This is a genomic window from Rhodococcus sp. NPDC057014 (assembly GCF_042673295.1).
Classification (GTDB): Bacteria; Actinomycetota; Actinomycetes; order Mycobacteriales; family Mycobacteriaceae; genus Rhodococcus_F.
In genome coordinates this window covers 1-11,026 of the sequence record NZ_JBHUSF010000306.1, presented here as the reverse complement: position 1 = coordinate 11,026, position 11,026 = coordinate 1, and the positions used below count along the sequence as shown (strand labels likewise).

Below are 11,026 nucleotides of genomic sequence, written 5' to 3'. Positions count from 1 at the left end.
GGCGGTACCCCCTCCCGGGGGTTGGCACCGGACGGGTGATCTGGCGCGGCTCGCGCACGGGCGCCGGCTGGAGTACCTGGGCCGCGCCGACGACGTGATCAAGAGCCGCGGCTACCGCATCGGCCCCGCCGAGATCGAAGAGGCCCTGAAGCGTCATCCGCAGGTCCTGGACGCGGCAGCGGTGGGGCTGCCCGACCGGGAGATGGGCCAGCAGGTCAAGGCGTTCGTGCACCTCGCCGGCGGAGAACTCACCGAGGAGATCGCGGCACAGCTCCGCGAACTCGTCACGGCGGCGGTGGGTCCGCACGCCCGGCCCCGTGAGATCGAGGCCGTCGCAACGTTGCCGCGCACGGAGACCGGAAAGGTCCGGCGCCGCGAGTTGGTGCGGCCCCCGGCGTGAAGCACTCGGCGAATCCCGCGAATCCGCGGAGCGCCATTCATCGACCCAGCTAGACGAACACGAAGGACGAAGCAATGCGAAAATTCTGGCACGTCGGCATCAACGTGACCGACATGGACAAGTCGATCGACTTCTACCGGCGAATCGGCTTCGAGGTAGCGCAGGACAAAGAGATCGACGACAGCAACCTCGCGCGGGCATTCATGGTCGAAGGGGCCAGCAAGCTCCGCTTCGCGCACATGCGGCTGAACAACTCCCCGGACGAGGCCATGCTCGACCTCATCCAGTGGCGGGACGCACGCTCCGAGGGGCGAGCGCAGAGCGACCTCGTACACCCCGGCCTGTGCCGATTCTCGATCCTCACCGACGACATCGACGCCGAATACGCACGGCTGGCGGACGACGGTGTCGAGTTCCTGCACTCGCCGCAGACCATCATGGGTCCGGACGGAGTCAACGGCTGGCGGCTGCTCTTCGCCCGCGATCCCGACGGCACGCTGTTCCATTTCGCCGAACTGCTGGGGCAGGCCGCTACGGTCGGCTGACAGCATTCGCACGACGAAGGTAGGAACCCTTGACCAAGGCAGAAGTCCCGGGAAGCGGCACGACCGACGAGCGGGGCGAGCAAACCGGCGAACAGTTGGTCCCCGCTGTCTCACGCGCCACCCGCGTGCTCGAGACGCTGGTCCAGCAGTCTGCCGGTGCCACGCTCACCGAGTTGGCCAAGCGCTGCGCCCTGGCGAAGAGCACGGCGTCGGTCCTGCTCCGGACCATGGTGGTCGAGGGTCTCGTCGTGTACGACCAGGAGACCCGCCGGTACAACCTCGGTCCGCTGCTCGTGGAATTCGGGGTCGCGGCGATCGCGCGGACGTCGGCAGTCGCCGCGTCGCGGACGTACATGGAGTGGTTGGCCGAGCGGACCGAGCTGGCCTGCCTGGCCATCCAGCCGATGCCGGACGGTCACTTCACGGCGATCGCGAAGATCGAGAGCCGCAAAGCGGTCAAGGTCACCATCGAGGTCGGTTCGCGCTTCGACCGCACTACCCCGTTGATCAGCCGATTGGCGGCAGCATGGCCGGGCCGGGGGCGCCCGGGGCCGGTCTCGTTCCCCGACTCCGAACTGGAGCAGCTCCGGGCGCAGGGCTACGGCGCGGTCTACGGCGAGTATCGCCCCGAACTCAATGTCCTGGGGGTCCCGGTGTTCGACCGGGACGGCGTGCCATGCCTGTTCATCGCCCTGCTCGGCATGGGTGACGACCTGACGGCCGAGGGCGTGGCCGACATCGCCGACTACCTCGTCACGGCGTCACGGGAGATCAGCTCGCGCATCGGCGGACACATCCCCGCCGACTACCCGACTCCCGCCGGGGCGCCGGACCTCGACGCCGGACGCGGCTGACCGACCCGCACTTTTTCTTTCCTGCGGCGACCCCACCCGGGGCCTGCCGCTCCGAGTCGACCCTCGATGGTCGGCTGCCCACCTCCGGGTGCCACGCGCCCGGGGTATCCCCGTCCACTGTTCGTAGGAGACATAGATGACCAGCAACAAGATCGCCGTCGTCGGCGGCACCGGGCCCCAGGGAAAGGGGCTGGCGTACCGGTTCGCAGCGGCCGGCAGGCACGTCGTGATCGGATCGCGTTCGATCGAACGCGCCGAGGAAGCGGCCGCCGAGGTGCGCAGACGCGCCGGTGACGGCGCCCGGGTCAGCGCCGCCGACAACGCGTCGGCCGCCGCCGACTGTCCCATCGTCCTGTTGGCCGTCCCGTACAAGGGCCATCGTGAGCTGGTCTCCGGGTTGGCTCCCGTTTTCGCGGGCAAGCTCCTGGTCAGCTGTGTGAACCCGCTCGGCTTCGACAAGGCCGGGGCGTACGGTCTGGACGTCGAGGAGGGCAGCGCTGCCGAGCAGTTGCGGGACCTGGTGCCCGACGCCACCGTCGTGGCTGCGTTCCACCACCTATCGGCGGTCACGCTCTGGGAGCACGAAGGCCTCGTCCAAGAGGATGTGCTCGTGTGCGGCGACGACCGGACCGCCAAAGACGAGGTGGCCCGGCTCGCAGTGGCGATCACTGGTCGGCCCGGCATCGACGGCGGGGTACTGCGGGTGGCGCGGCAGCTCGAACCGCTGACCGCGGTTCTCATCAACGTCAACAAGCGCTACAAGACGCACTCGGGTCTCGCTGTGAACGGGGTTGTTCATGATCCACGAGCTGCGTGAGTACATCGCTCTACCGGGCCGCGCCGACGACCTTCATCGCAGGTTCGCCGACGAGACCCTGGCCCTGTTCGCGGAAATCGGGCTGCAGGTCGACGGCTTCTGGCACGAGGCGGGCAACCGCGGCCGGATCGTGTACCTGGTGGCGTTCCCCGACGCCGAGGCCGCGGACGCGCACTGGGCGCGGTTCCAGACCGATCCTCGGTGGCTCGCGGTGAAGGCGCGCACGGAGAGCGACGGGCCGCTGATCTCGGAGATTCGAAGCACGTTCCTGGTCACTCCGGCGTACGCCCGGCCCTGAGCGGCGCCCGAAGAGGGTTGGGCTCGACTCTTGACCGTCGCCGCATCCTGCCCCTAATCTGTTCCATATAGTGATTCGAGTTCAATATCATGAAGAGAAGTTCCATGATCAAAGGAATCCAGCTTCACGGCTGGGCTGACGGGCCACAGATGGTGGAAGTGGCAGAGATCGCTGCTCGGAGTTTCGAGACCGTCTGGCTCAGCGACCAACTCCAGTCCCGAGGCGTTGCGGTTCTCCTCGGCGCCATCGCTGCGCGCACCGGCGCGGGCGTCGGCACGGCGGTGACGTTCCCCTTCGGACGCAACCCGCTCGAGATGGCGTCCAGCATGGCCACCCTCGCGGAATTCATGCCCGAAGGACGCCGGGTCAGCATGGGAATCGGCACCGGCGGTGGGCTGGTGAGTGCGCTCATGTCGCTGCAGAATCCGATCGAGCGGGTGGCCGAGTTCATTGCGATGTGCCGACTTCTCTGGCTCGGCGACGCGATCCGAATGGGTGACTACCCCCAGATCTGCGCAGGCCTCGGATTGCGTGAGGATGCTCGGGCGTCGTTCTCCTGGACGAGCAAGCCCGACGTGCGCGTCGTGGTCGCCGGCGCCGGACCGAAAGTACTGGAGATGGCCGGCGAGCTTGCCGACGGCGTCATCTGCGCTAGCAACTTCCCGGCGCACAGCCTCGCGGCCTTCCGCAGCGGCCAGTTCGACGCGGTGAGCAACCTCGACTCGCTCGACCGGGGACGACAGCGCAGCCAGCGGGGAGAGTTCACCCGGATCTACGGCGTGAACCTGTCCGTGTCGGCCGACCGGGACAGCGCCTGCGCGGCGGCGCGGCGACAGGCCACACTCATTGTGAGCCAACAGCCTCCGGAGAACCTGCACCGGGTGGGATTCGAGCCGTCCGACTACGCCGCCACCCGAGCGGCGCTCAAAGCCGGTGACGGCGTGGACGCCGCTGCCGACCTCCTCCCGCAGGAAGTCGCGGACCAGCTCGTCGTGTCCGGCACACCGGGCGACTGCATCGAGGCGCTGGCCGAGCTGCTCGAGTACGCGGAGGACGCCGGATTCACGGAGGCCTACATCGGTGCCCCGGTCGGCCCCGATCCCCGTGAGGCAGTCGAGCTGCTCACCTCCCAGGTCCTGCCGGAGCTCCGATGAGCGCGAATAGGGATGTAGCCCTGGACTTGTGCCCGGCCGAGCACCACGACGGTCTGGTCGTCCTGACACTCAATCGTCCCGAGGCACGCAACGCCCTCGACGTCCCCTTGCTCGAGGCGTTCGTCTCCGCACTTGCCGAGGGAAAACGCGCGGCCGTCGATGTCCTTCTCGTGCGGGCGGAGGGACCCGCGTTCTGTGCAGGAGCCGACGTGCGTTCGGACGACGGCACCGCGACCGGCCGCCCGGGTCTCCGGCGCCGGCTGATCGAGGAAAGCCTCGACCTGATCGGCGACTACCCGGCCGCAGTGGTCGCGGTCCAGGGAGCCGCGGTCGGCGCCGGCTGGGCCATAGCCGCGGCCGCGGACATCACCCTGGCCTCACCTGCCGCTACGTTCCGATTCCCCGAGCTCCCACTCGGGTTCCCGCCACCCGACAGCACGGTGCGCCGACTCGAGGCCGCAGTCGGCCCGGCGCGGGCACTGCGGCTCCTGGCCCTGAACGAGCGCTTCGTCGCCGACGACCTCGCCGGGCTCGGTCTGGTGGACGTCGTTCCCGAGGATTCGCTCGACGTGACGGCGCGCGAGACGGCCGCCCGACTCGCGGTTCTTCCGCCCGAGCTGTTGCGCGATCTCAAAACAGGGCTCTCCGCCTGGAAGCGGACCTCTCTAACGAACACCCTCGAAAGGCAATCATGACCACCAGCATCCACATCCAGACCGACGAGCAGGCGCACCTGCGCACCACGGCCCGGGCGTTCCTGGCCCGGCACGCTCCCGCGCTCGACGTGCGAATCTGGGACGAGGCGGGGACGTACCCCGAGCACCTGTTCCGCGAGATCGCCCGCCTCGGGTGGTACGACGTGGTGGCCGGAGACGAGGACGTCGACGGTACGGCCGGCCTGCTGATCACGCTCTGCGAGGAGATCGGCAAGGCGAGCTCCGACCTCGTGGCCCTGTTCAACCTGAACCTCAGCGGACTGCGCGACATCCACCGCTGGGGCACGCCCGAACAGCAGGAGACGTACGGCGCGCCGGTGCTGGCCGGCGACGCGCGCCTGTCGATCGCGGTCAGCGAACCCGACGTGGGCTCCGACGCGGCCAGCGTGGCCACTCGCGCCGAGAAGGTCGGGGACTCGTGGGTCCTCAACGGCCAGAAGACCTACTGCGAAGGCGCGGGCCTGCCCGGCGCGGTGATGGAACTCGTCGCCCGGGTGGGCGGCGGTGGCCGTAAGCGCGACCAGCTCGCCGTATTCCTCGTCCCGGTCGACCATCCGGGTGTCGAGGTCCGCCGGATGCCTGCGCTGGGACGCAACATCAGCGGCATCTACGAGGTCTTCCTGCGCGACGTCGCGCTCCCGGCCACGGCGGTGCTCGGCGAGCCCGGTGAAGGATGGCAGATCCTGAAGGAACGCCTGGTGCTCGAGCGGATCATGATCAGCTCCGGCTTCCTGGGCAGTGTGGCCGCGGTGCTCGACCTGACGGTCCACTACGCCAACGAGCGCGAGCAGTTCGGCAAGGCACTGTCGACCTACCAGGGCGTGACCTTGCCCCTCGCCGAGATGTTCGTCAGGCTCGACGCGGCCCGATGCGCCGTGCGCCGTTCGGCCGACCTCTTCGACGCGGGCCTGCCGTGCGAGGTGGAGAGCACCATGGCGAAGTTCCTCTCCGGTCAGCTCTACGCGGAGGCCTCCGCGCTGGCGATGCAGATCCAGGGCGCCTACGGCTACGTGCGCGACCATGCCCTGCCGATGCACCACTCCGACGGGATCATCGCCCGTGTCGTCGCGGGGCCGCCCTCGGTGCAGCTCGACTTCATCGCCCGGTCGATGGGCTTGGGGACAGGAGCGAGCAGGTGACGGGTCTGAGGCGCGCACTCGCGCGGGCGAGCGCCGGCAAGACCATCGACGCCGGTGAAGCCGAGGCCCTCCTCGGTGCGCGCGGCGCCGACCTCGACCGACTGTGCGAGGTCGCCGCGGGCGTCCGGTCGGCGGGCCTGTTCGACGCCGGCCGCCCGGGGGTGGTGACCTACAGCCGGAAAGTGTTCATACCGCTGACTCGCCTGTGCCGGGACCGCTGCCACTACTGCACCTTCGCGACGACGCCCGGACGGGTCGACGACCCCTTCCTCTCTCCGGACCAAGTCCTCGAGATCGCGCGCTCGGGTGCCCGGATGGGCTGCAAGGAAGCACTTTTCACGCTGGGCGATCGGCCCGAGGATCGGTGGGACGCCGCCCGCGACTGGCTCGAGTCGCGGGGCTACGCCGACACGCTGTCCTACGTGCGGGCCATGGCGGTGCTGGTACTCGAGGAGACCGGCCTGGTGCCCCATCTGAACCCCGGAGTCATGAGCTGGGCGGAACTTCAGCGCCTCAAGCCGGTGGCCGGTTCCATGGGACTGATGCTCGAGACCACCGCCCGCTCGCTGTGGGCGGAGCCCGGAGGCTGCCACTACGGCTCCCCGGACAAGGATCCCGCCGTCCGCCTGGCCTGCATCGAGGACGCGTCCCGCACCAACATCCCCTTCACGACCGGGATCCTGGTGGGGATCGGCGAGTCGTACGCCGATCGGGTGGAGTCCATCCTCCAGATCCGCCGGATCGCAAAGCAGTACGGCTCCATCCAGGAAGTGATCGTCCAGAACTTCCGCGCCAAGCCCGACACCGCGATGCGGTCCGCCGACGATGCGGGCCACGAGGAGTACCTGGCCACGATCGCAGTGGCACGCATCCTGCTCGGGCCTTCGATGCGTCTCCAGGCCCCACCCAACCTGTCGGAGCCCGGCGAGCTGCGCCGGCTGTTGGCCGCGGGCATCGACGACTGGGGCGGGGTGTCCCCGCTGACCCCCGACCACGTGAACCCCGAACGCCCCTGGCCGGAGATCGACAGACTCCGCGAACTGAGCGCTGCCGCCGGTTTCGAGCTCCGGGAGCGCCTCGCCGTCCAGCCGCAGTACGTCCTCGCGGGAGATCCGTGGATCGACGCCCGGGTCCGGCCGCACCTGCTGGCGCTCACCGACCCGGAGACCGGACTGGCCGCGGACGTGCTTCCAGAGGGCCGGCCGTGGCAGGATGCCGCGCCCGTAGAGTCCAGTGGCCGAACCGATCTGCACCTCGAGATCGATGCGGAAGGGCGTCGTACCGATACCCGCAGCGACTTCGCGAACGCGTTCGGTGACTGGACGGTACTCGGCGAGGAGATGAACGCACGCGCCGCGTCCGGCGCCCATCCTCGCCTGGGCGGTGAGGTGCTTGCCGCCCTGCGCACGGCCGAGCGGGACCCCGCCGGTCTCAGCGACGACGAAGCCCTGGCGCTCATCCACTGCGACGGCGCCGATCTGGATGCCCTGTGCGCCTTGGCAGATCAGGTCCGGCAGTCGACGGTGGGCGACACGGTGACCTACGTCGTCAACCGGAACGTGAACTTCAGCAACGTCTGCTACACCGGCTGTCGTTTCTGCGCGTTCGCGCAGCGGGCGAGTGACGCCGATTCGTACCGGCTCTCCATCTCCGAGGTGGGGGACCGGATCGCCCAGGCCTGGGACGTCGGCGCCACCGAGATCTGCATGCAGGGCGGGATCGATCCCGGTCTCCCCAGCACCATCCATCTGGACCTGGCCGCCGAGACGAAACGCCGGGCCCCGGAGATCCACCTCCACGCGTTCTCTCCCATGGAGATCGTGAGCGGGGCGTCGCGCATGGGCATCTCGGTGGCCGAGTGGCTGACCGAGGCGCGCAACGCCGGGCTCGATTCCGTGCCGGGCACCGCCGCCGAGATTCTCGACGATGAGATCCGGTGGGTGCTCACCAAGGGCAAACTACCTGCAGCCGAGTGGATTCGGGTGGTCAAGACCGCACACGAACTCGGGATCCGCACCACCTCGACGATGATGTACGGCCACGTGGACGAGCCCCGGCACTGGGTCGGCCACCTCCGCGTGCTGCTGGACATCCAGCGGGAGACGGGCGGTTTCACGGAGTTCGTTCCGCTGCCGTTCGTGCACCAGAGCTCGCCCATCTACCTCGCAGGTCTGGCGAGGCCGGGCCCGACCCGGCGGGACAACCGCGCGGTACACGCGTTGGCGCGGTTGATGTTGCACGGCCAGATCGACAACATTCAGTGCTCGTGGGTCAAGCTCGGTCCGGACGAATGCGTGGAACTGCTTCGTGGCGGGGTCAACGACCTCGGCGGCACCCTGATGGAGGAAACCATCAGCAGGATGGCCGGTTCGACCAACGGGTCGATGAAGACCATCGCCGACATCACGAACATGGCCGCGGCGGCAGGCAGGCCGGCCCGGCAGCGCACCACCACATACGAAGCCGTCGACGCCGAACGAACCGCCGCAGCCGAACGGTTCGACGACAGGGCGAGGTCCGTGCTGCCGCTCGCCGTCGGGATGGCCGGCCAGTGAACGGTGAAACCCGCAGTCGAGGACCCCGCGGGCCGTGGGTGGCCGTGATTCCCCAGCGGGACATCACGTCCGCGAAATCGCGGCTCCTGCTCCGGCCGGAGGCCCGGCAGGCGGTGGTTCGCGCAATGTTCCGAGACACCGTGTCCGCGGTTCGGGCCGCCTCACAGGTGGAGACGGTGCTCGTTGTCGTCGACCGGATTCAGGACGCGGCCCACGTGCGGTCGCCGGGTGTCATCCCACTCGTATTGCCGGGCACGCCGGGCATGAACGCCGCGCTGCGCGAGGGTGGGCGCCTGGCCCGCGAGTGGTGGCCGCGCTGCCGGCTGGCGGGACTGCCCGCCGACCTTCCGGGCCTGCGCAGTGAGGACCTGGACGTCGCGCTGACGGTGGCCGGGCGGCACGAGCGCACATTCGTGGCGGACCGAAGGCGCGAGGGAACGAGTCTTCTGACGGCCTCCGAGGGCGTCGACCTCGATCCGAGATTCGGGGAGCGCTCACGGCTGGCGCACCTGGGCTCCGGGGCGGTGGAGACGCTCGACCCGAACATCGAGTCCCTGCGGCGGGACGTCGACGATCTCGACGATCTCCTGGACGCCGCACTGCGGCACCCCGGTGCTGCGCCGGCCGCCGTGCTGCGCAGTCTGGGTCATCCGTTCGATCCGGCGCCGGCACGGCAGCGGTTCGACTCGTCCTCGGTGGCACCCTGATCTTCGTCCGTATCCAGCGGTGACCGTCGATTCGCCTCACTTCCAACAGTATTCAGAGCTGCCCCCTTACTTTCTTCGAGGAGACACATGAACAATCGGCTCAGCTTTCCTGCATACGTGGGCGTCGCCGCCCTGGCATTTCTCGCGATAGCCGCTGACGGCTACGACCTCGCCATCTTCGGTGCCGCGACGCCGAACTTGCTCCACTACGCAGATTGGGGTCTGACGACCGCGCAGGTCGGGGTGATCGCCAGTGCGGCGATCCTGGGGATGGGGATCGGATCCATCGCCGCCGGAGTGCTCGCCGACCGATACGGTGTGCGGCGGTTGTTCCTGCTCTGCGTCAGCTGGTTCTCCGTCGGCATGATGCTGTGCGCCGTCGCACCCACCGCCGAACTGCTGGGTGCCGCCCGGTTCTTCGCAGGGTTCGGCCTCGGCGGGGTCGTGCCCACCGCGGTCGCGGTGACGATGAGTGTCGCACCGGCAGAACGGAAGAACTTCCTCAACGGCGTGATCCTGGCCGGTATACCCATTGGTGGCGTCCTTGCCGCTCTCACCGCCCTGGCCTTCCTCGACGTGCTGGGCTGGCGCGGCGTCTTCTTCGTCGGGGGCGCTTTTCCCCTGCTGACCGTGGTGCCGATTGCCGCGGTGAAGCTCCGGCGGTGGGTGCCCACGCCGAACGCTCTGCGTTCGGACGGCGGGGCCACCCGCCCCACGTTGCGCGTCGTCTTCAAGGATCTCGGACCCACCGGATGGGGAGCGCTGGCAGTGTTCACCGCGCTGACCTTCTGTGGCCAGATCCAATGGTACGGACTGCTCACCTGGTTGCCGCAGATCATGAAGGCAAGCGGTTACTCCCTCGGATCCGCATTGGTCTTCCTGGTGATCTTCAGTCTCGGAGCCGCCACCGGTGCGTCCGGAGGCTCCTGGATTGCCGACAAGTTCGGAGAACGTCGCGCAGTTCTCGCCGCCTTCACGGTCGGCGCGGTCGCCGTCATGACCCTTGCAGTACACCTGCCGTCGCCCGTCCTCTACGTCTTCCTGTTCCTCGCGGGCGCGGGGACGGGCGGAACGCAACCGATCGTCTTCGGCTACGTGGCCACCTACTTCCCCGTCGATATCCGCACCAGCGTTCTCGGATTCGTTGCCGGAGTGGGCCGGGTCGGTGGTGTCTGTGGGCCGATCCTGGGCGGCCTTCTCGCCGGCAAGCCGCCGATCGTCATCTTCTCGGTGCTCTCGGGGATCGGGGTGTTCGCGGCGCTGCTCTGCTGCGTCGCGCTGGCGGCGCGCAAGACCGGGAAAGACCACACCACCGTTGCGGCGAGCACTCCAGCCGAGGTCTGAGTGAACGTCACTGTGTTGGTTGGCGGGGTCGGTGGGGCCCGGTTCCTGCAAGGGGTGCGGCGGCTTCTCGGTGCCGATGCACCGGATGGTGGGGGTGCGTCGCATCGGATCACGGCGGTGGTCAATGTCGGTGACGATGTGTGGATGCACGGGCTGCGGATCTGCCCGGATCTGGACACCTGCATGTACACCCTCGGCGACGGCATCGACACCGCCCGCGGGTGGGGGCATGCCGGTGAAACCTGGAACGCGAAAGAGGAACTCGCCGCCTACGGGGCGAAACCGGACTGGTTCGGTCTCGGCGACCGGGACATCGCGACCCACCTGATCCGCACCCAGATGCTGCGGACGGGGTATCCGTTGTCGGCGGTCACCGAGGCGCTGTGCAACCGCTGGCGGCCGGGTGTGACGTTGCTGCCGGTCACCGACGATCGTAGTGAAACTCACGTCGTGATCACCGACCCGGAGGACGGGGAGCAGCGGGCGATCCACTTCCA

The 11,026-nt window shown here is 68.7% G+C and carries 11 protein-coding genes and 1 pseudogene; all 12 read left to right on the top strand.

The window, feature by feature from the left end:
* Positions 1-400, top strand: a pseudogene (locus ACFTZB_RS36850) (AMP-dependent synthetase); the annotation flags it as partial.
* A 74-nt stretch (positions 401-474) separates the two neighbouring features.
* The gene (locus ACFTZB_RS36845) at positions 475-945 is read left to right on the top strand and encodes a VOC family protein (protein ID WP_124390138.1); all 471 of its coding nucleotides are present in this window, start codon (positions 475-477) and stop codon (positions 943-945) included.
* A gap of 29 nt (positions 946-974) precedes the next feature.
* Positions 975-1,799, top strand: coding sequence for an IclR family transcriptional regulator (locus ACFTZB_RS36840; RefSeq protein WP_378439501.1), 825 nt, complete (start codon positions 975-977; stop codon positions 1,797-1,799).
* 136 nt (positions 1,800-1,935) lie between these two features.
* Complete coding sequence (gene npdG, locus ACFTZB_RS36835; protein WP_072938776.1) at positions 1,936-2,616, top strand: NADPH-dependent F420 reductase; 681 nt, start codon at positions 1,936-1,938, stop codon at positions 2,614-2,616.
* On the top strand, positions 2,597-2,914 hold the full coding sequence (locus ACFTZB_RS36830) for an NIPSNAP family protein (protein ID WP_378439498.1): 318 nt from the start codon (positions 2,597-2,599) through the stop codon (positions 2,912-2,914). The genes npdG and ACFTZB_RS36830 overlap by 20 nt, the downstream gene beginning before the upstream one ends.
* Positions 2,915-3,018: 104 nt before the next feature.
* The gene (locus tag ACFTZB_RS36825; protein WP_378439496.1) at positions 3,019-4,068 is read left to right on the top strand and encodes an LLM class flavin-dependent oxidoreductase; all 1,050 of its coding nucleotides are present in this window, start codon (positions 3,019-3,021) and stop codon (positions 4,066-4,068) included.
* Positions 4,065-4,763, top strand: a complete 699-nt coding sequence (locus tag ACFTZB_RS36820; RefSeq protein WP_378439494.1) for an enoyl-CoA hydratase/isomerase family protein — start codon at positions 4,065-4,067, stop codon at positions 4,761-4,763. The genes ACFTZB_RS36825 and ACFTZB_RS36820 overlap by 4 nt, the downstream gene beginning before the upstream one ends.
* Complete coding sequence (locus ACFTZB_RS36815; protein WP_378439492.1) at positions 4,760-5,923, top strand: acyl-CoA dehydrogenase family protein; 1,164 nt, start codon at positions 4,760-4,762, stop codon at positions 5,921-5,923. Before ACFTZB_RS36820 ends, ACFTZB_RS36815 begins: the two co-directional genes overlap by 4 nt.
* Entirely contained in the window at positions 5,920-8,478 is a 2,559-nt protein-coding gene (locus ACFTZB_RS36810; protein ID WP_378439490.1) for a bifunctional FO biosynthesis protein CofGH, read from the top strand. Before ACFTZB_RS36815 ends, ACFTZB_RS36810 begins: the two co-directional genes overlap by 4 nt.
* A 38-nt stretch (positions 8,479-8,516) precedes the next feature.
* A complete protein-coding gene (gene cofC, locus ACFTZB_RS36805) occupies positions 8,517-9,185 on the top strand; it encodes a 2-phospho-L-lactate guanylyltransferase (protein ID WP_378439488.1) in 669 nt (222 codons plus the stop codon).
* Between the two features lie 87 nt (positions 9,186-9,272).
* Positions 9,273-10,529, top strand: coding sequence for an MFS transporter (locus ACFTZB_RS36800; RefSeq protein ID WP_378439487.1), 1,257 nt, complete (start codon positions 9,273-9,275; stop codon positions 10,527-10,529).
* A partial coding sequence (locus ACFTZB_RS36795; protein ID WP_378439485.1) for a 2-phospho-L-lactate transferase CofD family protein occupies positions 10,530-11,026 on the top strand: 497 nt, incomplete at its 3' end. It abuts the gene before it with no gap.

What these genes read in the sequence shown, in the direction of transcription:
- ACFTZB_RS36845 (WP_124390138.1), top strand. Translation starts at nt 475, where the DNA reads ATGCGAAAATTCTGGCACGTCGGCATCAACGTGACCGACATGGACAAG.
- ACFTZB_RS36800 (WP_378439487.1), top strand. Translation starts at nt 9,273, where the DNA reads ATGAACAATCGGCTCAGCTTTCCTGCATACGTGGGCGTCGCCGCCCTG.
- ACFTZB_RS36825 (WP_378439496.1), top strand. Translation starts at nt 3,019, where the DNA reads ATGATCAAAGGAATCCAGCTTCACGGCTGGGCTGACGGGCCACAGATG.
- ACFTZB_RS36830 (WP_378439498.1), top strand. Translation starts at nt 2,597, where the DNA reads ATGATCCACGAGCTGCGTGAGTACATCGCTCTACCGGGCCGCGCCGAC.
- npdG (WP_072938776.1), top strand. Translation starts at nt 1,936, where the DNA reads ATGACCAGCAACAAGATCGCCGTCGTCGGCGGCACCGGGCCCCAGGGA.
- ACFTZB_RS36815 (WP_378439492.1), top strand. Translation starts at nt 4,760, where the DNA reads ATGACCACCAGCATCCACATCCAGACCGACGAGCAGGCGCACCTGCGC.
- ACFTZB_RS36820 (WP_378439494.1), top strand. Translation starts at nt 4,065, where the DNA reads ATGAGCGCGAATAGGGATGTAGCCCTGGACTTGTGCCCGGCCGAGCAC.